This is a genomic window from Streptomyces sp. NPDC025638 (assembly GCF_055558775.1).
On sequence record NZ_JBVHLX010000002.1, the window covers coordinates 575,304 to 602,176 of the forward strand.

General features: G+C 70.2%; 26 protein-coding genes and 1 pseudogene. 5 read left to right on the forward strand and 22 right to left on the reverse strand.

From position 1 onward, the window contains the following. Window positions 1-227: 227 nt before the first annotated feature. On the reverse strand, window positions 228-383 hold the full coding sequence (locus ACZ4EG_RS06765) for a hypothetical protein (protein ID WP_467789814.1): 156 nt from the start codon (window positions 381-383) through the stop codon (window positions 228-230). 573 nt (window positions 384-956) lie between these two features. Further along, window positions 957-1,594: pseudogene (locus tag ACZ4EG_RS06770) on the reverse strand (DUF1326 domain-containing protein). A 36-nt stretch (window positions 1,595-1,630) separates the two neighbouring features. Here ACZ4EG_RS06770 and ACZ4EG_RS06775 point away from each other — a divergent pair. Both ACZ4EG_RS06775 and ACZ4EG_RS06780 read left to right on the forward strand, forming a co-directional pair. Further along, the gene (locus tag ACZ4EG_RS06775) at window positions 1,631-1,837 is read left to right on the forward strand and encodes a hypothetical protein (protein WP_467789815.1); all 207 of its coding nucleotides are present in this window, start codon (window positions 1,631-1,633) and stop codon (window positions 1,835-1,837) included. Window positions 1,838-2,196: 359 nt separating this feature from the next. Further along, the gene (locus ACZ4EG_RS06780; protein WP_467789816.1) at window positions 2,197-2,913 is read left to right on the forward strand and encodes an HAD family hydrolase; all 717 of its coding nucleotides are present in this window, start codon (window positions 2,197-2,199) and stop codon (window positions 2,911-2,913) included. On the opposite strand, the gene ACZ4EG_RS06785 is transcribed toward ACZ4EG_RS06780, so the two are convergent. The 7 genes from ACZ4EG_RS06785 to ACZ4EG_RS06815 all read right to left on the reverse strand — a co-directional run bounded on the left by ACZ4EG_RS06785 (window position 2,810) and on the right by ACZ4EG_RS06815 (window position 8,839). Then, window positions 2,810-4,051 (reverse strand): ABC transporter permease, encoded by a 1,242-nt coding sequence (locus ACZ4EG_RS06785; RefSeq protein ID WP_467789817.1) that lies wholly within the window; start codon window positions 4,049-4,051, stop codon window positions 2,810-2,812. The two genes, ACZ4EG_RS06780 and ACZ4EG_RS06785, sit on opposite strands and share 104 nt — an antisense overlap. After that, window positions 4,048-4,752: an ABC transporter ATP-binding protein gene (locus tag ACZ4EG_RS06790; protein ID WP_467789818.1), complete on the reverse strand. Its 705-nt coding sequence runs from the start codon at window positions 4,750-4,752 to the stop codon at window positions 4,048-4,050. The genes ACZ4EG_RS06785 and ACZ4EG_RS06790 overlap by 4 nt, the downstream gene beginning before the upstream one ends. Continuing rightward, window positions 4,749-5,963 (reverse strand): peptidoglycan-binding protein, encoded by a 1,215-nt coding sequence (locus tag ACZ4EG_RS06795; RefSeq protein ID WP_467789819.1) that lies wholly within the window; start codon window positions 5,961-5,963, stop codon window positions 4,749-4,751. The genes ACZ4EG_RS06790 and ACZ4EG_RS06795 overlap by 4 nt, the downstream gene beginning before the upstream one ends. Further along, entirely contained in the window at window positions 5,960-6,499 is a 540-nt protein-coding gene (locus ACZ4EG_RS06800) for a hypothetical protein (protein WP_453557468.1), read from the reverse strand. Before ACZ4EG_RS06800 ends, ACZ4EG_RS06795 begins: the two co-directional genes overlap by 4 nt. Window positions 6,500-6,793: 294 nt before the next feature. Then, window positions 6,794-7,765, reverse strand: a complete 972-nt coding sequence (locus ACZ4EG_RS06805) for a sensor histidine kinase (RefSeq protein WP_467789820.1) — start codon at window positions 7,763-7,765, stop codon at window positions 6,794-6,796. An 86-nt stretch (window positions 7,766-7,851) separates the two neighbouring features. Then, window positions 7,852-8,508, reverse strand: a complete 657-nt coding sequence (locus ACZ4EG_RS06810) for a response regulator transcription factor (protein WP_467789821.1) — start codon at window positions 8,506-8,508, stop codon at window positions 7,852-7,854. A gap of 31 nt (window positions 8,509-8,539) precedes the next feature. Further along, window positions 8,540-8,839 carry an ATP-binding protein gene (locus ACZ4EG_RS06815; RefSeq protein ID WP_467789822.1) on the reverse strand — a complete coding sequence of 100 codons (300 nt, stop codon included), beginning with the start codon at window positions 8,837-8,839 and terminating at the stop codon, window positions 8,540-8,542. On the opposite strand from ACZ4EG_RS06815, the gene ACZ4EG_RS06820 reads away from it, so the two are divergent. Then, the gene (locus tag ACZ4EG_RS06820; RefSeq protein ID WP_467789823.1) at window positions 8,830-9,330 is read left to right on the forward strand and encodes a helix-turn-helix domain-containing protein; all 501 of its coding nucleotides are present in this window, start codon (window positions 8,830-8,832) and stop codon (window positions 9,328-9,330) included. The two genes, ACZ4EG_RS06815 and ACZ4EG_RS06820, sit on opposite strands and share 10 nt — an antisense overlap. Window positions 9,331-9,764: 434 nt before the next feature. Here ACZ4EG_RS06820 and ACZ4EG_RS06825 read toward each other — a convergent pair whose 3' ends face one another. The 6 genes from ACZ4EG_RS06825 to ACZ4EG_RS06850 all read right to left on the reverse strand — a co-directional run bounded on the left by ACZ4EG_RS06825 (window position 9,765) and on the right by ACZ4EG_RS06850 (window position 16,660). Then, a complete protein-coding gene (locus ACZ4EG_RS06825) occupies window positions 9,765-10,469 on the reverse strand; it encodes a hypothetical protein (RefSeq protein ID WP_467789824.1) in 705 nt (234 codons plus the stop codon). Window positions 10,470-10,598: 129 nt separating this feature from the next. Continuing rightward, window positions 10,599-10,952, reverse strand: coding sequence for a DoxX family protein (locus tag ACZ4EG_RS06830; RefSeq protein WP_453557455.1), 354 nt, complete (start codon window positions 10,950-10,952; stop codon window positions 10,599-10,601). Beyond that, window positions 10,949-12,964 carry an acetoacetate--CoA ligase gene (locus ACZ4EG_RS06835; RefSeq protein ID WP_467789825.1) on the reverse strand — a complete coding sequence of 672 codons (2,016 nt, stop codon included), beginning with the start codon at window positions 12,962-12,964 and terminating at the stop codon, window positions 10,949-10,951. The genes ACZ4EG_RS06830 and ACZ4EG_RS06835 overlap by 4 nt, the downstream gene beginning before the upstream one ends. Further along, window positions 12,961-14,583: a bifunctional 3-(3-hydroxy-phenyl)propionate/3-hydroxycinnamic acid hydroxylase MhpA gene (gene mhpA, locus ACZ4EG_RS06840; RefSeq protein WP_467789826.1), complete on the reverse strand. Its 1,623-nt coding sequence runs from the start codon at window positions 14,581-14,583 to the stop codon at window positions 12,961-12,963. The genes ACZ4EG_RS06835 and mhpA overlap by 4 nt, the downstream gene beginning before the upstream one ends. After that, window positions 14,580-15,518, reverse strand: coding sequence for a fumarylacetoacetate hydrolase family protein (locus tag ACZ4EG_RS06845; RefSeq protein WP_467789827.1), 939 nt, complete (start codon window positions 15,516-15,518; stop codon window positions 14,580-14,582). The genes mhpA and ACZ4EG_RS06845 overlap by 4 nt, the downstream gene beginning before the upstream one ends. Beyond that, window positions 15,515-16,660 carry a VOC family protein gene (locus ACZ4EG_RS06850; RefSeq protein WP_467789828.1) on the reverse strand — a complete coding sequence of 382 codons (1,146 nt, stop codon included), beginning with the start codon at window positions 16,658-16,660 and terminating at the stop codon, window positions 15,515-15,517. The genes ACZ4EG_RS06845 and ACZ4EG_RS06850 overlap by 4 nt, the downstream gene beginning before the upstream one ends. Before the next feature lie 138 nt (window positions 16,661-16,798). Here ACZ4EG_RS06850 and ACZ4EG_RS06855 point away from each other — a divergent pair, with 138 nt between their 5' ends. Continuing rightward, window positions 16,799-17,434, forward strand: coding sequence for a TetR/AcrR family transcriptional regulator (locus ACZ4EG_RS06855; protein ID WP_467789829.1), 636 nt, complete (start codon window positions 16,799-16,801; stop codon window positions 17,432-17,434). Here ACZ4EG_RS06855 and ACZ4EG_RS06860 read toward each other — a convergent pair. The 3 genes from ACZ4EG_RS06860 to ACZ4EG_RS06870 form a co-directional block, all read right to left on the reverse strand. Further along, window positions 17,403-18,053 carry a TetR/AcrR family transcriptional regulator gene (locus ACZ4EG_RS06860; RefSeq protein WP_467789830.1) on the reverse strand — a complete coding sequence of 217 codons (651 nt, stop codon included), beginning with the start codon at window positions 18,051-18,053 and terminating at the stop codon, window positions 17,403-17,405. The two genes, ACZ4EG_RS06855 and ACZ4EG_RS06860, sit on opposite strands and share 32 nt — an antisense overlap. Before the next feature lie 108 nt (window positions 18,054-18,161). Continuing rightward, complete coding sequence (locus ACZ4EG_RS06865; RefSeq protein WP_453557441.1) at window positions 18,162-19,208, reverse strand: zinc-binding dehydrogenase; 1,047 nt, start codon at window positions 19,206-19,208, stop codon at window positions 18,162-18,164. 162 nt (window positions 19,209-19,370) lie between these two features. Continuing rightward, the gene (locus tag ACZ4EG_RS06870) at window positions 19,371-22,592 is read right to left on the reverse strand and encodes a bifunctional cytochrome P450/NADPH--P450 reductase (protein WP_467789831.1); all 3,222 of its coding nucleotides are present in this window, start codon (window positions 22,590-22,592) and stop codon (window positions 19,371-19,373) included. A gap of 245 nt (window positions 22,593-22,837) precedes the next feature. On the opposite strand from ACZ4EG_RS06870, the gene ACZ4EG_RS06875 reads away from it, so the two are divergent. Further along, a complete protein-coding gene (locus ACZ4EG_RS06875) occupies window positions 22,838-23,470 on the forward strand; it encodes a TetR/AcrR family transcriptional regulator (protein ID WP_467789832.1) in 633 nt (210 codons plus the stop codon). A gap of 768 nt (window positions 23,471-24,238) precedes the next feature. Here ACZ4EG_RS06875 and ACZ4EG_RS06880 read toward each other — a convergent pair. From ACZ4EG_RS06880 to ACZ4EG_RS06895, 4 genes are all read right to left on the reverse strand, one after another. Next, complete coding sequence (locus ACZ4EG_RS06880; RefSeq protein ID WP_467789833.1) at window positions 24,239-24,973, reverse strand: Clp protease N-terminal domain-containing protein; 735 nt, start codon at window positions 24,971-24,973, stop codon at window positions 24,239-24,241. Window positions 24,974-25,020: 47 nt separating this feature from the next. Then, on the reverse strand, window positions 25,021-25,350 hold the full coding sequence (locus tag ACZ4EG_RS06885; RefSeq protein WP_467789834.1) for an NIPSNAP family protein: 330 nt from the start codon (window positions 25,348-25,350) through the stop codon (window positions 25,021-25,023). A 40-nt stretch (window positions 25,351-25,390) separates the two neighbouring features. Further along, window positions 25,391-25,813: an SsgA family sporulation/cell division regulator gene (locus tag ACZ4EG_RS06890; protein ID WP_467789835.1), complete on the reverse strand. Its 423-nt coding sequence runs from the start codon at window positions 25,811-25,813 to the stop codon at window positions 25,391-25,393. A gap of 187 nt (window positions 25,814-26,000) precedes the next feature. Beyond that, complete coding sequence (locus tag ACZ4EG_RS06895; RefSeq protein ID WP_467789836.1) at window positions 26,001-26,414, reverse strand: hypothetical protein; 414 nt, start codon at window positions 26,412-26,414, stop codon at window positions 26,001-26,003. Window positions 26,415-26,873: the final 459 nt, after the last annotated feature.

Genomic DNA, 26,873 nt, shown 5'->3' on the forward strand with positions numbered 1-26,873 from the left:
GCTGAAGAATCCCGCGCTGGACACGCAGAACGGCACCAGGTAATTGCCAGCACCCGCAACCAGGTCGCGGCCGTGGCGTCGCCCGACGTGATCACCGCGCCCTGGTTGACCGGTGAGAGCAGGGTGCCCACCAGGAGGGCGATCGGCACGCACCTCGACAACGAGGCCGCCGAGAACACCGTCGCCACGAGTCGTGGTGCCTCGCCGCCGCTCATGTGTGTACTCGCTCAGACCCGTCCCTGGCCGGCCTCTGCGGTCTCCTCGCTGCTGAAGACGTAGTCGGCGGTCTCGCCGTACGACGCGTCGTAGCTCAGCCCGAAGGCATTGGAGCGACCAGCAGTCCGATGGACATGTCGGTGCAGGCCAAGGGCGGCCTCGCTCACCGCGTCTTCTCCTGTGACGGCTTCGCGTCTGTGTCGCGCATCTTCGTCATGGAGTGGGCTGCGATTGTGCGGGACCTTGTGGCGGGACTGCTGATCGCGGGAGCGATGGCGGCCTGGGTGCCGGACGACTTCTGGCGCACGTTCTTCCCTGGAGGACCATCCGCTCGCCGCCAAGCCGAGCCCTCTTCTCACCCTCGCCCCGGATGAGGCGCGGGGTGGAACGCTTCGCCGTGCCGGGCGCGCCCGCATCCCTGTTCTGCCGCCTCTACGCGGGCCGGACCGCCGCGCCGAGGGGGGCACCCAACGTCGCCTACCTGCGGCGCGCACTGAGCGATGCGGACGCCGCCGTGGACCGCGACTGCCCGCCGATGAACGCGACCGGCCGCGGTGACCGGGGATGCCTCGCCCCATTTCTGATGATTTTGAACGGGGAACTCGCCTCGTACGCCGGAATACGCCAGGAGCAGGCAACGGGTCCCGTCTTCACGGATTCGGCCGGGAATCAAACGGCCGTGGCACGTGCCTGGTGTCACTCCCCGGCCGGGTAAGGCTTCCGCCGGGCCGCCCAGCCCTTTAGTCAGGACCGCTCCAGTCGAACGGGAAGTGTTTGCTCGACTTCCCCGAGCGTTCCCACGAGAAGCCGAATGCCTCGGCGCGATCGACGGTGGCCCGTCCCCAGGTGGCGACCTGGCCCGGCCCGACCTCGGCGCCCGGGGCATTATGAACCTGGACGCGTGCGCCATCCGGGGACGTCGGGCCGGTGAGTGCCTCAGCGGTGGCCGTGACCCGGCCCGGAATCTCGGCTCGCCAGGTCGCGAGGTCCTCGTCGATCTCCACGTGGATGGGGGCGATGTCCATGCCGCGCATCTCAGGGTGGAGCATCTCTCCGAATTGCGCCGGCCATCCGCCGGCCTCACCGCCGAAGATGGCCCCGAGTGCACCCCGCTGCTGCTCGTCGGCGCGCTCGTCGAGGAAGACCGCGGCGTACGCGTCGGTGTGCGCGCCGGCCCAGACGTTGCCGACGAAGGAGCCGAGCATCAGGACGTTGAGATCATCGAGCCGCACGTCGCCGAAGCTTCCTTCCCGTATGTGCCAGACCAGCACGCCTTCGCAGTCGCCGTAGGTTGGGGCTGTGCAAACGTGCAGGGGCACGGTATGGCGCACTTGCACACATCGAACCAAGGCGGCCTCCATTCCAGCTTGCCCCTCACGTCCCGGTCGGGGAAACCCGGCCACGCAGGTATGCCTTGCGGGACACGCTCGGCTCGTACAAGCCGCACTTCTGGGCCGGTCACTGCTGGGACCACATGCGCGACTTCGTCGAGCCGAAGGTGCGTGAACTGCTGGACCGGTTCAACGACGCATTGTTCTGGCAGGCTCTGGAGGACACCACCGGGATCGGTTCGGGGCTCTCGGAGCGGCCGTGCACCTGGGAGGCGGACCCGTCTCTGTGATGTCCGCCCGATCACGTTCCGGTGATCGCCGGGTGGTGGCGGCAGGCGGCACCCCAACTGGATGTTCTGTGCGAGCCGTTCACGCAGTCCGCTGCGGAGCCCGGCCAGAGGTGGTCACAGAGGCAGAGAGCCGCGGCTGGGGCATCGTCGGCCTCCGCTGCTGATCGCCGCCAGTACAAGCAGAAGGTTCTTGGACACGTCGGCGACCTGAAGCCCGCTCCGCGGCGCCGGGCCTGACCGCGGCGAGGACGCTGGCCGACAGGGCCCCGCCTGCCGCGTTCCGGTGGTGACGGCACACGAGGGCCCCGCGAGCCCACCTGTCCGGGCTGGAGGGCTGGTTGGAAGACAGTGAGGCCGCGGTGCGACACATTCTGGACGGCTTCTCCCACCTGGCCGTACACCCCGATGTTCCGGACGGCATAAGGAAGTTGAGCGAGTCGGGGTACCGACTGACGGCGATGACCAACGGCAGCGTCGCCCTGACCGAACGGCTGCTAAACAAGGCCGGAGTGCTGGACCATTTCGAGTCCCTCTCGGATGTGAGCGGCCCACGCTGCTGGAAACCGGCCCCGGCCGCCTACCACTACGCCGTCGAGAGCGTCGGCGTACGGCCCGACCAGGCACTGATGGTCGCCGTACATCCCCGGGACATCGACGGAGCGCGGCGCGCCGGGCTGGACGGCGCGTGGCTGCGACGCGTGTGCCCTCGCGGGACACGCCGCAGCAGGGAACTCCCGTCCCGAGCGCCAGGTCCCGGGGTGGTGGCCGACAGGAAGAGGCGGCGCGCGCTCCGCTTGGTCGTACGTCATTCTCCGGGTCGGCCTCGAAAGCGAGGCCGACCCGGAGTGCGTGCTCGCGACTTCGGCGGCGCATGCGTCGCCGACCTCCTGCGTCTCGGCCGGTCCACCCCGGTCTGGAGGGGGCCGTCGCCAATGGTGTCGCCCAGTGCCCCACCGCGTTCCGGCGAGAAGGCTAGAGAGAGCGCAGCGCCTCTGTCGGAGCGAGCCGGGAGGCCCGCAGGGCCGGGTAGAGGCCGGCCAGGACACCGACTGCCATGGCCACGGCGGGCCCCGTGACCAGGACGGCCGGCGGGACCACCACGGGCCAGCCCTCCCAAGCGGCGTAACCCAAGACGCCCACGGCGCCGAGCAGTGCGCCGATGACGCCGCCGACCGCGCCGAGAACGGCGGCCTCGATGAGGAACTGCGTGGCGATCTGTCCCGTGCGTGCGCCGAGCGAGCGCCGTAGACCGATCTCGCCGCGACGCTCCATGACGCCGACGACCATGGTGTTGGCGATGCCGACACCGCCCACCAGCAGGGCGACCGAGGCCAGGGCGATGACGAGACTGTTGAGGCCGGAGACGGTCTCGTAACGGGCCTTGAGCAGGTCGGAGGGGCGGGAGACGGCGACGCTCTGCGGTGCGGCCGGGTTCGCGGTGGCACCCGCGACGTTCTGCACGGCGGACACCTTGTCGGGGTCGGTGCGCAGGTAGACGGTGCTCGCCGTGCCGTCGGACTTGAGCTCCTTGACGGCGTCGGTCCAGCTCATCAGCACCGAACGGTCGATCTCGGGAGCGAGTTCGTTGGCGCGCAGGATGCCGATGACGGCGTACCAGTGGTCTGCGATCCACACCCGCCTGCCCGGCGTGTACAGGCCGAGCGCTTCCGCGGCGTCGTGCCCGAGGACCACGGTCGGCAGCTTCTCCGAGGAGGCGTCCAGCCAGCGGCCGGCTTGCAGTTCGCCGCGCAGCGCCGACAGCAGGTTGCGTCGGGCGCCCACCACCTGCAGGCCGCCGTCGCGGTCCTTGGGCATGTAGGGGGTCCGGTACACCTTGGCATCGGTGATGGTGATGGCGGTGGCCTGCTGGACGGGGCCGATGCGGGAGAGCATCTTCTCCGCCTGCGGCGGCAGCGTGGTCTGCGTGCCGTCGAGGCCCTTGCCGGGTGAGACGGTGAGCAGGTTGCTGCCGAGCCTGTCGAGCTGCGCCAGCAGGTGGGCCTTGCTGGAGGCCGACACACCCGTGACGGCGACCAGCGCCGCGATGCCCAGGGCGATGCCGAGGGCGGAGAGCATGGCGCGCAGGCGGCGGATGCGCGGTCCGAGCGTCCCTTGCCGCAGGACGTCGCCGGGCCGTAGCCGGGCGGGCCGTGGCAGCGGTTCGACGTCGTGGGTCTGCGCGCCGCCGCGCGGGGGAGTAAGGGAAGAAATCACAGCCACGGCCCTCGCTTGTCGAAGGCGATGCGTCCGTCGCGGATGCCGATCCGGCGGGGGAAGGACCCGGCGAGTTCGGCGTCGTGGGTGATGACCACGACGGTCGTCCCCCGGGAGTTGAGTGTGCGTAGCAGCTCGACGATCTCCTGACCGGAGTGGGTGTCGAGGGCACCGGTGGGTTCGTCGGCGAGCAGCAGTCGCGGTGCGCCGACCACGGCGCGCGCGATGGCCACGCGCTGCTGCTCGCCGCCGGAGAGCTGGTTCGGCCTGTGCTGGAGCCGGTGACCGAGGCCGACGGTTCTGAGGACGTCCGTGGCGCGGCGCCGCCGCTCCGCGGAGCCCACCCCCGAGTACAGCAGGCCGGTGGCCACGTTCTCGACCGCGCTGAGTCCGGGCATGAGGAAGAACTGCTGGAAGACGAAGCCGATGTCGCGGGCGCGTAGGACCGCCAGTTGGGCCTCGCTGAGCCGGTCCACCGGGTGGCCGGTGACGGCGAGGCTGCCGGAGCTGGGCCGGTCCAGGGTGCCGAGCAGGGCGAGGAGGGTGGACTTGCCGGACCCGGACGGGCCGACCACGGCGACGAGTTCGCCCTCCTCGATGGTGAGGTTGATGCCGTGCAGGACACGTGTCGGCGGGTCGCTGGGGAACTCGCGGACGACGTCGACCAGGTCGAGGACGGGAACGGCGGTGCTGGTGCTCACTCGGGGATCACCACCTTGGTGCCTTCCTTGATGTCGCCCTTGGTGATCTCGGCTCGGGCGTCTGCGACGAGGCCGATCGTCACGGGGATGAGCTTGTGCTGCCCATCGGGCTGGATGACTTCGACGCCGTAACCGCCTTCCGCGAGGGCGAGGAGCGCGGTGACCGGGACGGCGAGCACCTGGTTGGCCTTGTGGTCGCTCACGGTGAGTGTGGCCGGTCCGGGGCCGGCCGCCTTCACGGTCTTCTGGTCCGGAAGGGAGACGGTCACCTCGGCCTGCTGTTTGGTGTTCCCGCTCTGGTCCTGTCCGCCGCCGTCCTGTTGTTGCTGGGCGCTGATGTTGACGGCGGTGACCTTGCCGCTCACCGTGTTCCCGTTCGGGAGACCGACCTTGAGGGCGGTGCCGGGTGAGAGGCGTGACAGCTGGTCGTAGGAGACCTTGGCGGTCGCCACCAGTTGGGTGCCGGTGACCTTGAGCAGGGCTGTACCGGTCAGCGATGAGCCCACGACGCCCACGGTCTGGGACACGCGCAGGCGGGGCATGTCGAGGACGACGACCGAGCCGGGGCCGACCTCGCCGGTCTGAGGGGCGCCCAGCTGCTTCTGCCACCGCTTCACGGCGGTCTCGGTGGCGGTCGTGAAGGTGTCGTCGGCGGTCAGGCCCAGCCCAGCCGCGTAGCCGAGGTCGATGAGGTTCCTCTTCAGGGCGCGAACGTCCTCGCCCCGCATGTCCTTTCCGGTCTTGTTCTTCTTCAGCACCCGCCACAGCGGGCGGTCGCCCCGAAAGTACGGAACGCGGACTCCGTCGCGCTCCCACAGCCACTGTCCGGGCCGTACGACGTCCCCGACCTGCCGGATGGCGGTGAGGGTACCGCCGGTGCGGCCCACGGCGTCGGTCTCGTGCCCGTAGCCGACCGTGCCCTTGACGTCCATGCCGGTCGACAGGGACGTGCGCTCGACCACGGCGGTCGCCTGGGGCTTGGCGGTGCCGCCCCCCGTGTCGCCGTCCCGGCCGTCCAGCCAGCCGTGCTGCTGGGCGGTGACCGCCAGGGCGGTCACCGCCGCGACGGCGATGACGGCGCCGGCGACCCGGCGGGAGCGGCCGGTGCGGCGCCGGCCGTCACGACCGCGGCCGGTTGGGGAAGAGGAGTCCTCGGCCCCGGTGCTGTCGCCGCTCCGGTCCAGGAATCCGGCCTCGTGAGCCGTGTTCACTGGCCACCCCCCTGGAGGCCCACGCCGCCCGACATGAGGTCCTTGCACTTCTCCAGGACCTTGGTCCAGGTCTCCGGGGGAACGTCGGGCATCTTTATCTGCGGAGCGCCGTTGACGACGCCCGGGTCGGCCATGTCGGGAATTCCGTTCTTGCGGGCGCAGGCGGCGAACTTGCGGGCGTCCTGCACGGCCTTCTCGTCATGCTGGGCCTGCAGTTGCTGCATGCCGGGGACCTTCTTGTTGCAGACCGCCATGGCCTTGTCGATGGCCTGGGCGTCGCTCTGCTCGCCGGAGCCGTCGCCGCTCTTGTCCGCGCCGGAGGCGTTGAGGCCCACCCCGTTGTCGTCGACCTTCACCCCGGAGATGCCTTGGTCGCGCAGGCAGCTCGCGTACTTGCGGTAGGTGGTTTCCTTGTCGACGGGGGGCGCGGAAGTGCCCTTCTTGTCGACGGACGCGACGTCGTCCGTGCCGCCGCCTCCCTCGGAACCGCTGCCGCAGCCGGCGACCAGCAGCACCCCGGACATGACCAGAACCACGGATGACACCCGCGTTCGCACACGCATCGAAACCTCCAACGGGAAGGGGGCGGAGGGTCCGCCCACGGACACGACAAGAGGTACGGCAGGTGCGGTGTCGGCCCGGTAAGACGACGACTCACCCCTGGCTCACCGGCGAATCCCCAGGCTGGTGTTCAGGGTGGCGGCCACCGCGCGGCCACCCGGCCGTCACCCGTCGCCCGCCCGGCTACCCCGCGTCCCCCGCGGGCGGGCGACGGGCTGGGTCACGGCGGACAGGCAGGGCTGTATGCCTTCCCCGGTCCGGCGGACGTGTCAGGCGGAGGCCGAACGGTCCGGGAGAGTCACGCGCACTTCCAGGCCCCCGCCCGCACGGCGCTGTGCTTCCACCGTCCCGCGGTGGGCGTCCGTCACAGCCTTGACCACGCAAAGGCCCAGCCCGCTGCCGCGGGGAGCACCCGAGCGGGGTGTGCCCCGGCGGAACGGGGTGAACAGGTCCGCCGTCGTGGCGTCGTCGAGCACGGCACCGGTGTTGGAGACGATGAGCCGGCTGCGACCGTCGGCGCGGTCGTGCCGGGTCGCGATGTGCACCTGCCCGTGGGGCACGTTGTGACGGACGGCGTTGATGACGATGTTGCTCACGAGTTGGGCGAGCAGCGGGGCGTCGCCCTCCACGGGGGCGGGAGCGAGGTCCGAACGGACTTGGAGGCAGAGCGTCTCGATGTCCTGGCCGACGTCGGTCAACGCGGAAGCGACGAGGCGGCCCAGGTCGGTACCGGTCGGGTGCAGGGTGCCGCTCTCTCCTTTGGCGAGGGCCAGAAGGGAGCTGATCAGTTCCTCGCTGCGCGTGGTCGCCGCGAGCGCCTGGTGAAGGGCTGGTCGCAGGTCGGCCGGTACCCGGCCCTGGGCGAGAGGCACTTCCAGGGCGGTCCGTTGCAGGGTGAGGGGGGTGCGCAACTCGTGGGACGCCTGTGCGGTGAACACACGCTGTGCGGCGTACGCCTTCTCCAGCCGGCCGATGGAGCGGCCGGCGAGTCTGCGGCCCAGGAAGGCCGCGCAGGCGGTCAGCAGGACCAGCGCGATGCCCGAGCGCAGCAGCAGGTCGTCGAGGACGGCGCTCTCGAAGGAGTCGAAGGCGTGCGCGGGCGTGCTCGGCGTCGCGGGTACCGACGCGGCGGCGGGCTGGGCGCTGTCGAGCAACGGCACCAGGTTCTGGCCCCGGGAACCGATGACCTGGCGGACCGAGAGCCAGTTCAGCGCGAGCAGCACGCCGCCGGCGAGGAGCATGGCCCCGCTGTAGAGGAGGGTGAGCCGGTTACGCAGAGACAGGTGCCGAAGGGCAGCGGGCCACGGCCCCTTGCAGCGGGCGGCCTTCACAGGCGGTATCCGAAACGGGGCACGGTCTCGATCAGCGGGGGATCGCCCAGCTTCTTGCGCAGCTGGTAGACCGCGACCTTGACGGCCGTGGTCTCGGGCGTCAGGTACGGATCCCACACCTGCTCCAGCAGTTCCCGGGTGGTGACGATGCCACCGTCCGCCGCGAGCAGCACCTCCAGCACGCTGAGCTCCTTGCGGGTGAGCCCGAGGGGACGGCCGTCGCGTTCGGCGAGTCGCCGGGCGGTGTCGAGCCGGACACCTCTGCGTTCCAGCACCGTGGGCGACCCCGGTGCGCCGCGGCGCCGGGCCAGCGCGTGCACACGGGCCACCAGCTCGACGTAGGCGAACGGCTTGGCCAGGTAGTCGTCGGCGCCCAGGCCCAGCCCCTCCACACGGTCGGAGATGGTGCCGGCCGCGGTGAGCATGAGGATGCGGGCGGGGTGAGCGGATGCGACCAGGGTGCGGCATACGGCGTCGCCGCTGATGCCGGGCAGGTCCCGGTCCAGGACCACGACGTCGAAGTCGGTGACGGCGGTCAGTTCCAGGGCGCGGGCGCCGTCATGGGCGACGCGCACGTCCATGCCTTCGCCACGCAGTCCGTCGGCGAGCATCCGGGCGAGTTCCACCTCGTCCTCGACAAGCAGTACGTTCATGGCCGTCAGTATCCGTTCGCATGGGTGAGCCTCAGGTGAGCCGTGGTCCCACCGACGGGACACCGGTTCGGGTGTACTTCGGAATCGCGATCCATGCGATCTTGGTGCCGTCCCCGGGGACGCGGTAGCCCAAGGCCCCGCCGGTCAGCGCCTCGACGATGAGCAGCCCGCGTCCGCGCTCTGCGAGCCCGGCTGCCACGGTTTCCGGCCGGTCCCCCCAGCGTCTGTGCGGGCTGCACCGCTTCCCCTGGGCGAGGTCGGTGAACGCGATGCGCAGTCGGTCGGCAAGTGCGCGCGCGTCGGCGAGCGGCAGGACTGACCGTGCAGGCACTCGCCGAGCGGGCCGGCCTCAGCCGCCGCATGCTCACCATGATCGAGCAAGGCGGCGCCAACCCCAGCCTGGTCTCCGTCGACAAGATCGCCCGAGCTCTCGGCCCCGATTTCACCAGCCTGCTGGGCAGTGCCCAGGGCGACCCCGTGCACGTTCCCAAGCGACCGGTGCAGGTCTGGGAGAGCAACACCGGCAGCCGCGGGCTCCTCCACGTCGGAAGCGCCCGGGTCGGCGGTCCCGAACTGTGGGAATGGACCCTCCAGCCCGGAGACCACTACGACGCCAACCCCGACCCCTTCGGCTCCGAAGAGCTCTTCCTGGTCAGGTCGGGCACGCTCGTGCTCACCGTGGGGGACCGAATCGTACGACTGGGCCCCGGGGCAAGCGCACGCCTCGCAAGCGACCGGGAATACAGATACTCCGCCGAGGGCGCCGAGCCCGCGGTCTTCATCCGCGTCGTGGAACTCGGACCCGAGACGTCTGCCGGCTGATCGCCGGCCCGTTCCCGGACGGCTGCCCGGACCCGGTACGTGGCAAGCGGCTCAGGCGCGTCCGGGAACGCCCGACCTGTGGCGCGTGCTGCGTGTCGCACCTGCTGCGGTTTCGCAGAGCGGGGCGCGGGTCGGGGAATGCCTCGCAGCGACCTCGTGGGGACGGTTGGGGAAACGTCTTGACGCTCGTGCGACGCTGATTTCGGCGGAGCGTCATGACGTTCGCTCGGCTGCCAGTCTCGCCCAGGATCAAGGTCCTGGCCGGCCCGCGGTCCCGATCTCGGCGGCGCGCCGATGGCGTGGTGGGCGCCGTGCTCCGGGCGGATGCGGACGAGGGGGACGGCCCGCCCTGGCTGGTTACGGACCTGGCAGCGCGACAACCAACGCGTTCTTCCCGCTCGCAGCAAGAGCGTGCTCGGCCGGCAGGTGCTGCGTCAGCGGCTCGTGCCGGCGTCGCCATCGTCGTATGAAGAGTTCCGCTGTCTCCTGCTGTCCGGAGCGGAGTCGTCCCCTTGCTCTCCCAACAGTTCACGGAGTGCGGCGTCCGCCCTTTTCTGATCTTCCTTCGTCAGCTCGACCGGTGCGTTGTTGTAGACGGTGTAGCGATCCGGATCGGTGATGTTGGCGGCCCGCAGGGTGAACGTCAGCAGGCGGCGCCACCCCTTGCGGTGGCCGACCCTCGCTTGCAGTTGGACCTTGAAGTCACGGGCTTCCGGCATGAACCCGGAAAACGGTGCCTCGAACTCGATGAAGAGTTGTTGCGCTTCTCTGCCGGGCACAACGAAGCCGGCCGGCAGCTTCACATCGTCGTCCGGCCCGGGCTGGAGGCGAGACGGTGAGGACACCCATAGCAGCGGCAGGTGAGAAGCGGGCTCGTCAGGGAAGGTCAGGATGAGGTCCTGTACGACTATCGGCTTGGGGCCGGTGTTGTGAAGGACGAGCGGGAGCCGCAGGCGAGCCGTGGACGAGTGGACAATCGCTGCGAAGGCGTGAGGCTCCCACGTCTTCAGGCGCCCTTGTCTGGCGTTGAGCCACCAGAACGACGCGACGGTGAAGAGCAGTGCGCAGACCGACACCACACCGGCGCCTGTGAGTGATGAGGACACGGCCTGATCGGCCGCGGTCATCAGCGGAACCACAGATTCAGTGTGCCAGCCCCGGCGTGGGCTCGCTAACAGGACTCAGGGTGCTCCGCCGCCTGCGCGCAGCAGCCGACGAGCACGACGGTCCTGCCCGTCGCAGGTGGCCGCTACGGCGCTCGGCCAACGTCAGGAGCCGGCACCCGCAAGGAGCACGAGATACCAGGCGACCAGTGCGGCGCACATCACCGCAGGGACGAGCTTTGGCAGCCCGTCTCCCTTGCGCACATGCGTGGTCACGGCACCGGCGAGGAGCATCAGGAGGCCGATGCCGGCCAGCTCTCCGAACAACGGCAGGACCGGGCCGAGGGCCACGCCGATGGCGCCCGCCAGCTCCAGGGCACCGATCAGCCGGTAGGCCGAGGTGGTGAAGCCGGCGTGGGCGGCCAGCTCGGGCATCGGACCGAGCGCCATGATCTTGGCCACGCCCAGCAGGGCGAAGATCAGCACGATCAGACAGGCCAGGGCAGCGGAAAGGCTCATGAAGCGTCCTTGACGGTGTGCGGGTGACGGGCCTGGCGGCGTTCCGTTCCCAGGTCGGCGAAGTAGGCGACGAGGCCCGGGTTGTCGATCGCCGAGGGATTGAGGACCTGCTCGGCGGGGGCGCCCTGGAGGAGGCGCTTGACCGGGACCTCGAGTTTCTTGCCGGTCCTGGTGTGCGGGATGGCCGGCACGGCGAGGATCTCGTCGGGCACGTGGCGGGGTGAGGCGTCGGTGCGGATCGCGTCGCGGATCCTCTGGCGCAGGGCCTCGTCCAGATCGACCCCGTCGGCGAGGACGACGAACAGCGGCATCCAGTAGCCGCCGTCGGGTTCCTCCGTCCCGATGACGAGGGCCTCCGTGATCTCGGGTAGGCGTTCGACGATGTCGTGGATGTCGGCGCTGCCCAGGCGTACGCCGTTGCGGTTGAGGGTGGCGTCGGAGCGGCCGTGGACGATCACTGAGCCGTGGGAGGTGAGGGTGATCCAGTCGCCGTGCCGCCACACGCCCGGGTAGGCGGTGAAGTAGGCGTCGCGGTAGCGGCTGCCGTCGGGGTCGTTCCAGAAGTACAGCGGCATGGAGGGCATGGGGCGGGTGACGACCAGTTCACCGACCTGGTCGACGACCGGTTGTCCCGCGCCGTCGTACGCCGCGAGCGCCACGCCGAGGTTGGGGGCGGACAGTTCACCCGCCCACACGGGGGTGGTGGGGGCGCTGCCGGCGAAGGCCGAGACGACATCCGTACCACCGCTGGTGGAGGCCAGCTGGATGCCTGCCCCCACGTGGTCGCGGACCCAGGGGTAGGCCGAGGCGGGCAGGGCGGAGCCGGTGCAGCCGATGGCCCGGATGGCCGACAGGTCATGGGTGGAGGGTTCGACGCCCAGTTTGGCCATGGCCAACAGGTACTGGGGGCTGGTTCCGAAGACGGTGACCTTGTGGCGGGCTGCCAGCTCCCACAGGATGTCCGGGCGCGCCACCGGCGCGGGGCTGCCGTCGTAGGTGCAGGTGGTGCCGCCGGTCAGCAGGGTGGAGATGACCAGGTTCCACATCATCCAGTGGGTGGTGGTGTACCACAGCAAGCGGTCCCCGACGCCCAGGTCGCAGTGCAGGCCGAGGATCTTGAGGTGCTCCAGGAGGACGCCACCGTGCCCGTGGACGATGCCTTTGGGCAGGCCGGTGGTGCCGGAGGAGAAGACGATCCACAGGGGGTGGCCGAACGGTACCGGGGTGATGGTGAGGTATTCGGTGCGGGTAGCGGCGTCGTCCCAGGGAACCGTGAGGCTGGTGTGCCGGGTCTCGGGCCAGCTGAGGCCCAGGTGGTCCACGAGCACTGTGGCCTTGAGCGTGGGAAGGGCGTCGGCCAGTTCGAGGGAGGCTGCGCGGCGGTCGTGGCGGGTGTCGTTGAAGCGGTAGCCGTCGGCGGTGATGAGCACCGTGGGTTCGAGCTGGGTGAAGCGGTCGGCGGCGGCCTTGGGGGAGTAGTCCTGGCCGCAGACCGACCACACCGCGCCCAGGGCGGCGGTGGCGAGGAAGGCGATGACGGCGTGGGGGGTGTTGGGCAGGTAGCCGACCACCCGGTCGCCCGGGCCCACGCCGAGGTCGCGCAGGGTGGCGGCGACGGAGGCGACCCGGGCGCGGAGCTGTCGGCCCGTGATCTCGTAACCGGCCCCGGTCTCGTCCAGTGCGGTGATCGCGGGTGCGTCCGGGTGCAGGTTGCGCAGCGCGTGGTGGGCGTAGTTGAGGGTGGCGCCGGGGAACCAGCGGGCGCCGGGCATGGTCTCCTCGGCCAGCACCCGCTCGTACGGGGTGGTCGCGTCGATGTCGAAGTACTCCCACACCGCGGCCCAGAAACCTTCCAGGTCGGTGACGGACCAGCGGTGCAGGGCCTGGTAGTCGGTGGGGTCCTCGATCCCTTCGGCGTCCTTGTGCCGGGTGACCCAGCGGGCGAAGTCAGCGATGCGGCTGCCGGCGGCCGCCTTCGGGTCGGGAGGCAGGAACGGTTCCGGGCAGGTCATGGTGTGGTGCTCCTCGGCAGCGGGACGGACCGGGCGTCGGTGGTACGGCGGGCCGTGTGCAGTAGGGAGGCCCAGGCGGTGGTGTCGGGGAATGCGCCGGTGCCGGCGGGAACGGTGTCCATGACGACGCGGTCGGGGCGCAGCAGGACGGCATCCGCCCGGCCGCGTGCCAGCCAGGCGGCCAGCGTGCCGTCGTCGTCCAGGTCGTCGACGTGGATCGTGGCTGCGTCAAGCGCCGTGGCAACGGCTGTCATGTGCGGGGTGGGCGGCACAGCGGTCAGGAGGGCGAAGGAGTCTCCGAGGACGTCGTCCAGGCGCATTCGCCTGCCGTCGACGATCACCCAGGGCTGCGGGCAGAAGGTGCCGGGCAGCCTACGGTCGATGAGCCCGGGGCGGCGCCGTACCAGTGGGCCGGCGGTCAGCGCGGGGCTGAGGTCCCGGCTCACCGCCGCGGTCACGCCGGGGAGGCGGCATGCCGCGCTGACGACGGCCCGGCGGAGTGTCGCTCCGCGGTCCTGTCCACCTGTCATGGCCCAGCCGATGGCCACCGCGAGCCGGATCACGTAGCGGGCGTGCGGCTTGCGCTCGCGCTCGTAGGTGTCCAACAGCCCGTCGTCCGCGCCCTGCCGGAGAACGCGGGCGAGCTTCCAGGTGAGGTTGCGGGCGTCGCGCAGGCCCGCGCACAGACCCTGGCCGATGAAGGGCGGGGTGAGGTGGGCCGCGTCGCCCAGCAGGAAGACGCGTCCCTGACGCCACCGGTCGGCGAGGCGGGCCCTGAAGGTGTACTGCGCCTGCCGGATCACCTCGAAGTCGTCGGCCCCCGCGGCGCCGGACGGCACGTCCACCCAGGGGGCGACCAGCTCGCGCAGGCGTTCCCGGCCGTCCGGGCCGTCCAGGAGCTCGTCGTCGGCCAGTCGGAACTCCCAGCGGTAGCGGTCCTCGCCGAGGCGCATGAAGGTGGCGGGCTGGGTGGGGCAGCAGATCTGGTCGACGCCCTCCCAGGTGCGCACCGGGCGGCTGGTGCGCACGTCGATGACCCGCCAGCTCTCCTCGAAATGCAGGTCCTCCCATACGGCGCCGATGGCGTCACGGGTGAGACTGCCCGCGCCGTCACAGCCGAGGACGACGTCGGCCCACACGTGCTCCTCATCGGTGCCGCCCTCCCGTCGGAAGGTCACCCGGACCGGAGCCGTACCGCCTGGGTCCTGGGTGATGGACACGACCTCCACCCCGCCCCACAGCTCACACTCCGGGCGGCGTGCCAGAGCGTCGCGCAGCAGACGCTCCAGGTCCGGCTGGTCGAACATGCTCGTCTGGGGGAAGCCGTGGTGACCGTGCGGCGACCGCGCGAATTCGGCGATCACGCGGTGCCGGGCGTCCAGCAGCCGCAGCCCTCGTGCAGGTCGGGCGAGGGCGGCGAACTCCTCGTGGATGCCGACACTCTGCAGAATCCGGCGCACTTCGTCGTCCACGACGACGGCGCGTGGCAGGGGGTAGACGTCCCGGTGGCGTTCCAGGACGAGGCTGGGCACGCCGTGCCGTGCCAGCAGGAGCGCGGCCGTGACTCCCACGGGCCCCGCACCGATGATCACCACGGGTATCCGGGATGCGGCGCTCACGTCGCGTCCGCCACAGCGGTCCGCTGCTCGCCCAGGTCGATGTGCCCGTCGGGCGTGGCGATCGTGGCGGTGACGAGGTCGCCGTTCCGCAGGTACAGAGGGTTCTTGGCCTGGCCGTTGAAGAACGCCTTCCACTTCAGCGCGGGCGGCAGCAGGGCGGCGATCTTTTCGACCGGCTTGGGCGGGGCCTTCAGGGCGGTGCCGCCGGGTGTGCCGGTGAGCAGCAGGTCGCCCGGGTCGAGGGTCTGGAAGCGGGCGAGCAGGGTGAGCGCCTGCGCCGGTCGTACGATCATGTCGGCGAGGGTGCGGTCCTGGCGCGGTACGCCGTTGACGGACAGCCGCAGCCGCAGGTCGATCAGCCGGGCGAAGTCCTCGGGCTCCAGCAGGGCCAGGTACGGCCCCGTCGGTGTGAACGTCGGGTAGGACTTGCTCTCGTAGAACTGGGTCTTGGTCAGCTGGACGTCGCGGGCACTGACGTCGTTGGTGAGGACGAGCCCGGCGACATACGAAGGCAGGTCCCGCTCTTCCACAACAGTGCCCACGGGCAGCGTCGCGCCCATGACGAGGCCGAGTTCCACCTCGTAGTCGAGGAAGTTCACGTGCGTGGGGCGGACGATCGTCTCGTGCGGGCCGCTGACCGAGCCGGACGCCTTGCGGAAGAAGGTGGGAGGGATGTCACCGGTGAAGCCCGAATCCTTGGCGTGGCTGCGGTAGTTGACCATCTGGGCCACCACCCGGCAGGGGGTGGTGACCGGGGGCAGTGCCACCAGGTCGGCGACAGGTGTGCCGCTCTCGCCGGAGGCAGCGGCCTCCCGCACGGCGGCTCGGTCGGCGAGCAGTTCGGCGGTGGTGACCGCCTTGGTGTCGATGCGGACGGCGCGCTCGTCCCGGACGGCCCACCAGCCGTCGGGGGTGCGCAGGACGTTGGTGCTCATGAGCTCATCGCTTTCATCAGGCCCAGCAGGCGTGCGGGGTCGAGTTCGTTGTCGCCGCGCAGGGCCGTCATGACCTCGCGGAGCTTGGCGGGGGAGGGGTTGGTGCCGAGGAAGTCGCGGGTGACGGGCGGGCCCCACTGGGCCAGGCCGCTCGCCGACATCGGTGCCCATCCGGGTTCGAGGTCGCAGGAGAACAGGTCGCCGTCGGCGAAGTGCTCCAGCATGAAGCGGTCGGGGTCGCGCCAGTAGTCGAAGAGCTGGCTGCCCTGGATATGCCGGCCGATACCCCAGCTGCGCTGGTAGCCGCGCTCGGCCAGGTACTCCCCGCCGGCGGCGATCGCGTCGAGGTCGGTGACCTGGTAGGCGGAGTGGACGTAGCCGGTACCGGGACCCAGGTGCAGGGCGAGAGTGTGGTGGTCCACGGGCAGGCTGCCCTGGTCGCAGCGGATGAACGCCATGGTCGGCCCGCGCCCGCGCTGCCCGTCCAGGAACAGGAAGTCGGACACGATCAACCCGAGGGTGTCCAGGTACCAGTCCAGCGTGCGAGCGAACGTCCGTGTCTCCAGCACCACATGGCCCAGGCGCTGGATGCGGGACGGCTCGCGGGGCGGGCGCTGGGTGGCGTTCCTACGGCGGGGTTCGGTACCGAAATTGAGGATCAGCGGCTCCTGCTCGGGCAGCGCGGGCAGCGGTTCGGCGCAGTGCACCACCCGCACCGGGAGACCCGAGGGATCGAACAGGGCGACCGACCGACCGCCGCCCGGTACGTCGATGTCCCGGACGGTGTGTCCTACGGCGGCGGCCAGCCGGTCCACGTCGGCCCGCTCGGCCGCGCGGAACGCCGGCCCGAGGAAGCGGGAGGCGCGCCCACGCCGGATGACCATGCAGGGAGAGCCCGCGAACGTGCCGCGCAGCCAGAGTTCGTGCTGGGTGCGTGCGGCGATCGCGAAGCCGAAGTCACGTGCGAACACCTCGGCCCGGTCCAGGTCGGGCTTCTCGAACTCCAGCCAGGCCAGGTCCGCCACCTTGATCACGGGATTCCGGGCTCGTCCGGGGTGCTCTCCGCGCAGGGCGCCCTGCTCACTGTGGAGGTCTTGGTGGGGCGTCAGAGGACCGCCCTTGTTAACGGGGATGTGGGACATGGTGTCCTCCAGGCAACACTGCTGTAATGAGGAAATCATCAACTCTGCCGTTTCTAGTCGTCAATAGAGACGGCTCAAATAATTGAGGATCTCATCATTAATGGCAGAGTCATCGTGGCGGCGGTTACACTGTGCTGTATGGCGACGTCAGCCCCGCCCAAGAACCGCTTCGAGCGACGCCGCGCCGAGACCCGCCAGGCGCTCGTCCGCGCGGCCCGGCAGATCCTCGCGGAGACCGGGGACACCAGCGCCAGCATCCAGGCCATCGCCGAGCGCGCCGATGTCGGTTTCGGGTCCTTCTACAATCACTTCGAGTCCAAGACGGAGCTGTTCGATGCCGCGGTGACGGACGCCCTGGAGGAGTTCGGGCAGGTCATCGACGCGCGCGTGGAAGGCATCGACGACCCGGCCGAGCTGGTCGCGGCCGGTTTCCGGCTCACCGCCCGGATTGCCGACTCCCACCCGGAGCTCATGCGGATCCTGCGTGACCGCGGCCTGGCCCACATCCACTCCGACCGCGGCCTCTCCCCACGTGCCCTGCGCGATTTGGAGATCGGCATCGCCTCGGGCCGCTTCACCTGCGACAACGCGACCACCGCCCTGTCCGCCCTGGGCGGCACCCTGCTGTCCCTCGTGGCTCTGAGGCTGGACCGCCCGGACCTCGACGGTGACGAGGTCGCCTCCGACCTGGCCGAGATGGTCCTGCGCATGCTCGGCCTCGATGCGGACGACGCCCATGAGGTCACCCGGCGCCCGCTCCCCGGTCTCGCCTGACAACGTTCTGCACCTGAAGCGCAGCCGCCTGTGGTGCTACGCCGGCGGCGACGAGGAACGCGGTCGCCGCGGCCTCACCCGTGGGGTCCGCCCACGTGCACGCCGCGTTCTCCTCGGCGAGAGCCAGCATCAGTGCCTCAAGCGCCTGAGCGAGGACTGGTGCTGGAAGGTGGTCCGCGAAGACGCCTTCGCCCTGACCGCGCCGTAGGTTCGCGACGGCCTCTTCGCGGGCCGGCGCCAGGGTGTCGCGGAACGCGTCCTCGCCCAGATGGCGCCGCCCCAAGGCGATGAGCATGCGGTACTGGTCGCCCACCGCCCATGCCGCCAGCACCATCCGCGTCATCGCCTCGATCGGGCCGGCATCCGGGGTACGGGCTGCGGCGAACGCCTGCCGGAGTTCATGGCCTGCTTCCCGCGTCAGGTCGGCGATCAGCGCATGCCGGCTGGGGAAGTGCCCGTAGAAGGTGCGCCGGGCGACGCCGGCCGCCTGAGCGATGCTGTCGAGACTCGCGTCGGGGTCCTCCCGCAGTTTCCGCCGGGCGGCCGCGAGGATGCGTCTGCGGTTGGAGTGAGCGTCCCTGCGTGGCGGATTACGGCTCAGGGGGTCGGTCGTCTGCATGGTTCTGTCTCTCCACAGTTGCCGGAAAGCCGCGGGCGCCGGTGCTCCCTCACGCACCGGCGCCCACTCACCCCTGCCCAGGGTGGCTTGATGTCCTGCTGACAGGCGTCAGGGGACGAGAATGAGGCGGATCGGGTCGCCGATCTTGTTCTCCAGACGGCTGACCGCGTCGGCCGCGTCCACCAGCGAGATGTGGTCCGTGATGGAGGGGGCCAGGTCGAGGCGGCCTGCCGCGGTCAGCCGCACCAGCTCGGAGACGGACTCCGGGCTGCCGCCGTAGTGACCGCGGACCTGCTTGCACAGGTAGTTGAAGGTCAGACCCTCGGTGATGGTCAGCGGCCTCGGCGTGATGCCCACCAGGATCAGGGAGCCTCCCAGGCCGAGCACGGAGGCGGCCTGCTCGCGGACGGCGGGGACGCCGGCGCAGTCGAAGGCGAAGTCCAGGCCGCGCCCCCCGGTGGCCGCGCGTACCTGGTCGGCGAAGTCCGGGGCGGCTGGGTCCAAGGCGTAGTCCGCGCCGAAGGCCAGGGCGCGCTCGCGGGCGGTGGGCAGCGGGTCGACCGCGATGATCGGCGCGGCACCGACCAGGCGGGCGAGACGTACGTTGTGCGCGCCGACTCCGCCCACGCCCCAGACGCCGACGGACTGGGCGGGACGGACGCCCGCGGTGGTGACGACGGCGGCGTAGGGGGTGGAGACCGCGTCGGGGATGATCGCGGCCTGGTCGAAGGGCAGGCTGTCCGGGATGGGAATGAGGGTGTCCTCGCGGGCGATCACGTACTCGGCCCAGCCGCCGTCGTAGTCGATGCCGGCGGTGAGCATCTGGGTGCAGGGGCGGCGGCGCACGCATCCGGCGCACCGGCCACAGGTCTTACCGGCTTCCAGGGTGACGCGGGTGCCGACGGGCAGGCCGCGCTTGAGGTCGGGGCCGAGCGTGTGCACCACACCGGAGACCTCGTGGCCGACGGTGACCGTGTCGGAGGTCGCGAACAGCGGGACGAGGGAGCCGTCGATCAGATGGACGTCCGAGAGGCAGACGCCCGCGGCCTTCACCTCGATGAGGACCTCGCCCGGGCCCGGTACGGGGATGGGGACCTCCTCCACGGCGAACTTCTTGCTGTCCAGGTGGAAGCGTCCGGCGAGCATGGTGTCCATGAAGATCTGCTTTCTGTGAGCGGCACCGCCCGACGGTTCGGGACATGGGTGCCACGGGGTGTCTGAATGGCTTGTGGTGGCCGGGAGGCGTACGGCCGGCAACGGGGGATGCCGCACGCCTCCCGGCGGCTGGGGGTCGCACGCCCTCACGGCGTGCGACGGTCAGGCGAAGACGTCCTGCTGGTAGCGCTCGTCGGCCTCGAGCTGGGCAAGCCACTGCTGAGCGGTCTCGTCGTCGCAGCCGGTCCTCTGGCGGTAGATGGCGGCCAGTGCCTCGCGGACGGCGGGTGCCATACGGCGGCCGTCACCGCAGACGTAGATGTACGCGCCGTCCTCGATGGCCTGCCACACCGTGTCGGCGGCATTGGCGATGGCGTTCTGCACGAACCGGGCGGGGTGGCCGGTCACCGCGGAGAAGGCGGTGTGGATCTGCGCGATCCCGGCCTGCTCCCAGCCCTGCATCTCCTGGCGGTAGAAGTAGTCGTGCTCCGGGTGGCGGCAGCCGACGAAGACCTGCGACGGGCCGACTTCGGTGCTGTTGGCGTGCTGCCAGGCCCGCTCCTCCAGGAAGCCGCGCAGCGGCGCGATGCCGGTGCCGGGGCCGATGAGGATCAGCGGGGTGGCGGGGTCGGCGGGCGGGGCGAACGTCGGGGAGGGCACGCGGACGTAGCCGTAGACGACGTCACCGGGCTCGAGGCCCGCGATGTAGGAGGAGCAGGTGCCGCGGTACTGGCCGTCGCCGGACAGGGCCGGGCCCTCCAGCAGGCCGACGGTCAGGCGCACATGGCGCGGGTTGGCCGACGGGGCGGAGGAGATGGAGTAGAAGCGGGGACGGATCGGCCCCATCATCTCCAGGAAGACCGCCAGCGGCAGCTCGACCGCCTCGAAGCGCTCCAGCAGGCCCAGCACCGAGACCCGCTTGCCGAGGATCTCCTTCTGGTAGCGCTCCTCGGCCTCTTCGGTGTCGGCGGTGTACGCCTGGAGCTGCGGCCGGGTCCACGGGCACTCGGTGTACTCGGTCAGGATCTGGATCTGGGAGCGGGTGGCCACGTCCTGCAGCTCCAGGAACTCGGTGAGCAGGATGCCGGCGGTGACGGGGACACCGACCGGCAGGTGGGTGCGGCCGCCGCCGGGCTGGTCGAGCCGGAGCACCTGGTCGTAGTCGACACCGAGCCGCCTCAGCGCGCGCTCCACCAGGGCGAGTTCGTTCTTGGCGAAGACGGCCAGGTGGTTGCCGGTGTCGTAGGTGACGTCGTCGGGCAGCTCGAAGGTGATGGACTTCGCGGACGGGCGCGGCGGCTCGATGCTGAAGTCCCACAGGCCGGTCGCGTCGGCCACGAGCTCCTCGTTGGCCACCACCGTGAGCGGGTACGCCTGCTCGGAGACGATGGCGGGGCGCACGTCGGACTCGGTGAGCAGCTGGACCTGGTAGCGCGGGCCGCTCGCCTCGGAGGTGTCGGCGGCGTACTCCTCGGCCAGGGTGGCCCACAGGTTGTCCATCCAACGAGTGGCCATGCCGTCGAAGTCACCGGCGGCGTCCGCGATGCCGCGCTCGACGACCGGGGTGGCACCGGCGGCCAGCAGACCTTCCTCGATCCGCTTGGGGAACGCCTGGTAGGTGGCCACCCACTGGGTGTTGCCGGCGCCCAGCAGCGCGAACCGTACGTTCGACAGCGCACCCTCCGGCAGTCCGGCGGCGAGCAGGTCGTCGAAGCGCTGGGCGTTGTCGGGTGCCTTGCCGTTGTAGCTGGCGGCGACGACGGCGAGGAGGCCCTCGGTCGGCAGGTTGTCGCCCAGCTCGTCCAGGCTCACCAGCGTGGTGCCGAAGCCGGAGCGCTCGCCGCGGTCGGCGATGGTGCGCGCCAGGTCCTCGCAGGAGCCGAGGCTGGAGCCGTAGGCGACGGTCAGGTTCACCCCGAGGCCGCTGACCGAGGCCGGCGCCTGCGTGTCGTCGGTCTGCAGGTCCGTGGCGCCGAAGACGGTCCGCTCGTGCTCCTTGCGGGCTCGCACGACGAGGTTGAAGTCGCCGGGCTTGCGCGTCAGCGCCTCCCGCGCGTCCATCTTGTAGTCGCTGGTGTCGGAGAACTTGAACTTCTGCAGCACCAGTGCGAGGGCCAGGCGGGCCTCGGTGAGCGCGAACTGCCGGCCGATGCAGGCACGTACGCCGTTGCCGAACGGCTTGTAGGCGTGCGGGTGCTGCTTGGCGCGGTTCTCCGGCAGCCACCGGTCGATGTCGAACTCGTCCGGCCGCTCCCACGCCCCGGGGTGGGTGTGCAGCGGGCCCTCCAGGATGAGGACCTTCGTGCCCTTCTTCAGCTCGTAGCGGCCGCCGATGACGGTGTCCTCCCGCGCCGTCTTGCCGAACAGCGGGATGGGAGCCCACAGGCGGAGGGTCTCGTCCAGGATGCGCGGGATCACGTCCAGCTGCATGATCGTGTCGTAGTCCGGGACGGTGTCGCCCGGCAGCAGGCGGTCCACCTCGGCGTAGGCCTGGGCCAGCACGTGCGGGTTGCGCATCAGCGAGTAGGTGGCGAACGACAGCAGGCCGCTGGTGGTCTCGTGGCCGGCGATCAGGAACGTCAGCACCTGGTCGCGGACGTTGTCGTCGGCCAGCGGCTTGCCGGTCTCCGGGTCGATGGCTTCCAGCATCAGGCCGAGCAGGTCCTCCTCACCGGTGCCCTTCCCGTCGCGGCGCTCCTTGATCACGCTCTCGACCAGGTCCCGCATCTGCTGGATGTTCTCGCGGTACTTCTTGTCGTCCGCCTTGCGGAGCTTGGTCATCATCGGCAGCTCCTGCGAGCGCCGCAGTGACTCGATCAGCGCGCCCAGCAGCGCGTTGAGGAAGGGGTGCAGCTCCTCCTTGTCGAAGGACTTGAACTGCTGGCCGAACCCGGACAGGGCGATGGTGTCCAGGGTGAGCCGGGTGTAGTCGTCGGTGATGTTGACCGGCTGACCCTCCCGGCGCTCCCACTTGCCCACCAGGTTCTCGGCGATCTCCAGCATCTGCCCGAAGTAGGACCTCATGGCCCGCTGGCTGAAGGCCGGCAGGAGGACACGGTGCGCCATGGCCCATTCCTCCTCGTGCTGGTGGGCCGTGAACAGACCCGCACCCGCGAAGTCCCGGACATGGCTCAGCGGCGTCTTCTCGATCTGTTTGAAGAACCGGGTCTCGTCGGAGACCTCGGCCACCAGGTCCGGGTCGTAGACAAAGACCTGCTCGATGCCGGCGATGTCCAAGCTGAAGATGCCCTCGGGGAACTGCTTGGACAGCTCAGCGAAGTAGGCGAACGGGTTGGTGCCGGGGACCTGCGTCGTGTGGCCGAGGATCGGGATCCCGCGCGGGGACCGGACGGGGCGAAGGTCGTTCGCGGAGTGCGTGGTCATGGCTTGCTCCTCTGCGTGGAGGGGGATGGGCAAGGGCGCGCTGCGCAGGTCGATGCCGTGGCGCCGTACGGAAACATACGCCGTATGGAATTAGTACCGTACGGCGTATGGAAACTTGAAGCAAGCCCGGCCGACCTGGCGGGCGCTGTGATTCAGGTCATTTCCATACGGCGTATGGAACTGATACCGTACGTGGTATGGAAGAGAAGGTGAGGCGTCCCCCGCGGGGAACGAGGAAGAGAGACGTGCCTCTGACCGAGGCCGGGATCTATGCCGCCGCCCTGCGGCTCATCGACGAGGACGGGGTCGAGGCGCTCACCATGCGCAAACTCGCCACGGTGCTCGATGCGAACCCGATGTCGCTGTATCACCATGTGCCGAACAAGGAAGCCGTGCTGCGCGGCGTGGCGGGAATGGTCGGTGCCCAGTTCCGCACCGTGACGCTTCAGGACGCTCCGTGGCAGGAGCGCATCCGTCTGCTCGCCATGGACTTCCGGACCCTGGCGCACCGTCACCCGGAGCTGATGGCCTACTCGTTCAGCCACCAGCCGGACTTCATCCAGCCCGACGACCCGTTCTGGACCGCGCTCACCGCGATCGTGGCCGCTGCCGGGGTGTCGCAGCCGGAGGTCCCGGAGATCGCCGCTCTCATGGTCGCCGTCGTCGTCGGTGTCCTCGGCGCCGAACTCAACGGCTCGCTCCAACAGTGGGCGAGCCTCAAGCCCCCCGGGGCCGCTGCCGGCGCGGACGAGGTCACGGACGCAGACCAGGCAGGCCCCGACCAGGACCACATGTTCCGGCTGGTGATCGACACACTCATCACGGGCCTGGAAGGCCGGCTCGCCACCGGTCGTAACGGCCGGGGCGCCAGCCGCTGAGCTGGTGGTTCCAGGGCGTTGCGGCCTGGGGCGCCCGTGATCGGGCGAGTTCAGCCTGCGACGCACTTGGAGCCACCCGTCACGTCCGGGAAGACCGTCCCGGGGCAGCCGCTACCGGTGCACGGTGTGTTGTCGACCCGGCCTGCGCGGTGGCGAGCAGGGGGGAAGGACTCGCAGGCGTCGGCACCGCCACCGACAGGTCCGCGGTCCGGAGCTCCGGGCGGCGCTCGTCACTGCCCTGAGCTTCTGTGCGCGCCCCCGGGTCTGCCCTCCCGGCAACCACACCCTCATTCGTCACCGCGGGCCGCTCCTTTCTCCCCCTCGGCACTGCGCCGGCACCCCGGGCCCCTGGGCGCCGTGCGCTCACCCGGGCAGTGCGCGCGCAAGGGCGTGGACACAGCTGCGCGACTCGCTCGCACTCCGGACAACGCCGAGCACACCCGGGTGCGCCTTGGCAGCCGAGCTGCCTGCGCGCCGCGGGTCGAAGCATGGCGGGCATGGTGTCGCTGGTACCCATGCATTCTCCGGAGCAGGGGCGGACCCCCCCGGGCGACCAACTGCTGCTCCTCGGCGCACGAGTGGCGTCCGGCTGCCTCCTGGCGGCTGGGCCCCCTGAGGCCGGGCGTCGTCGCCCGGGTACGGAGCCGCGCTCGCCGCCCATGAGGCTTCCTGGGTTCGGCAAAACTGCTCTTCTCCGCAGTTGATCTGACTTTGAGGGGGACAGGGAATATGAGTAGGGGCCGCCGTGAGGTCGGCGGCCCCTGAGCATCAGTGCAGTGTGCTGTTGGCAGTCGTGCAGTGATGAGCGGGTGTCCGTGGGCCGGCGTCGGGCGAGGATGGGGCGAAGCCGGCCTCGGCCAGGATGTCGGCGGCCACTCCGCGGCCGACCTGGGCAAGGCCGATCAGCAGGTCGTCGCAGTCGATGCGGTCGGAGCCGTTGTGCTCGGATCGCCTCTGGGCGAAGGCGATGGCCTTGCGGGAGTAGGGCGTCCAGGCGATGCGCTCGGCCGCTTGCGAGGCACCCGTGCTCAGCCGGGTGCCGACCAACCGCTGGACCGCTTCCGGCGAGACACCGACGGCCTGCAGGAGCCGGGTGGCGCTGTTGTCCTCGGCGCTCAGGCCCCAGAGCAGGTGCTCGGTGCCGATGCAGTTGTTGCGGTGCTGCACCGCCGCCTGTTCGACGTGCGCCAGCGCCCGGCGGAGATCGTCGGTCATCGACTCGGGGCTGCAGCGCTTGGGCGGGCCGTTGAAGCGCTGCTGGACCGCCTGTCGAGTCACACCCAGGGCGGCACCGATGCCGGCCCACGAAAAGCCGTGCGTCCGGCAGTGCTCGACGTGTTCCTCGGCCAAGGCATCGGCCAACGCCTGCAGTTGGCCGGCAAGGTCCGCAGCGACGGTCAACAGGGCAATCGGGTCGGGCTGTTCCTGTCCTGCGGGACGGTGCGTGGTGTCGCACCTGCGGTGGACTTCCGCGATGAGATCGCCCAGGTCCGGAAGAGCCATGAGGGCGCTTGCCCTTCTGGCCGCGTCACCTGCGGGAAGGTCAACCGTCATCGCAAGGGTGAGTCCACGGTGGGCGTCAGCAGGGTCTCGTCGAGGCCGATGATCTGGCTGATGTCGAAGCCCTCCATGTCCGCGCGGAACTCAGGACTCGACAGGTACGCCTCCAGCCGCTCCTGCACGTCGTCGGCGTCCCGGTAGGAAACGAGGGCGTACAGCCGGGGAGCCTCGCTTCCGGGCGCCGCGGGCACCGTCCACACGCCGTGTGTGGTGATCCGGTGCTTGGCCATACCGGGAATGTGCTGGGCCCAGATCTTCTCGTAGGCGGAGAGCGCGTCGGGGCTGCGCAGGGTGTAGACACGGAGCTGGTACTGGGACATGACACTGGTTCCTTTACTCAAGAGCATGGATGGTCGGCGGTCAGCCGTGGGGGAGTAGGTGTGCCAGTTCGGCATCCCAGTCGATGTGTCCGGACTCGGTACCCCGTGGCACCAGAGCCTCCGTGTCCTGAAGGAAGGACGTGATGTCCCGCACGGGGACCTCGACCAGGGCGGTGCCCGCGGAAGACCCGAGGGCGATGTACATCGACTGGTCACCACGCCCCACGGCCGACCAGATCCGGACGTCCGCGCAGCCTGCGGAAGCCTTCAGGCCGTCAGCCAGAAGATCCCGCCCCAGGACCCATTCGACCGGCTCGTCGCAGTCGGCGAAGAAGACGGCACGGACGACATAGGGATCAGCGGGCTCATACCGCAGACGTACGCACAGGGGCAGTGAGTAGGCGTGCGAGACGACCAGCTGCGCGGCCACCCGCCGCTCTACGACCTTCAAGGACTTCTTCATCGACTTCCGCTCCTGGGCGTGGCTCGGCGGCGCCTCACGCCGGCCTGTGGCGAAGAGGCAGCGCGGGCGGAGGCGGTACAGCAGGCCGCGGGCACCGGACGGCACCGGCGCACCGCACGATGAGTGGCGCGGCACTCACTCAGCCGGTGGTCGAAGTCCGGTCCCACGGCCTCGACCAGTACCCGTCTCACCGGTCGTCACGGCTCAGGGCGTGGTGGTCCCTGCTCCGGCCGTCGTGCTCGAGGCGGTTTCCGTCGTTGGGGTACGACCTCTCCGACTTCCAGCCGCGTCCCTCGCCCTCCCACCGGTAGAAGTGGCCATCGCGGTAGAAGAGACCGTCGCAGTCGTGCCGGGTCGCATTGGCGCCGTGATGGTCCTGGTGCCAGCCGCGGATCTCGTCGCAGGAGTAGCCCTGCTCGAGCAGGTAACCGACACCGTGGTCCCAGCTGTAATCAGCGGCCACGCCCTTTTCGGTCGGGCGCTGGGCGTGCGTGGCCGCAAGGGGCGCGGCCGAAGCGGTGCCCCCGGCGCCGAGGACGGTGACACCGGCGACCGCAACGGAGGAGACGGTGAGAGCGATGCGCTTCGTGAGCTTCTTCATGATCTTTCCTTCCCGGTGGCGTGATCTGTGCCAACGGCGGTTCTGTCAGGCGATGTGTGGCGCCTGACGCGGTCCGAGCAAGCAGTTCCATACGCCGTATGGAATTGCCCTTCCATTGTTACCATACGGCGTATGGAAATGTCGAAGTGGCGAAGGTAACTGCCGCCGCCAGCCCTCTCGGCGCACTGGCCTCCCTTGCTTGGCCGCGACGATGCGTGTTCACCCCGCGTACGCGCGTCGGGTTGGTCGAACGGCGGGACGCGCGGCCGGAGCGGGTTCTGATGATCGGCGGCTTCACCGGCTCGGAGATCGCCTCAGCCCCGGGAGCGAGGATTCGAGGTCACGGATGCACGTCGAGGGGTCGGCGGACTCCAGGCCGCACAACCGCATACACCACCAGGAACGGACCTCATGGGCCCAGCCCCCGACGGGCCGCTGACGCGAAGGTGAGCGATCGGC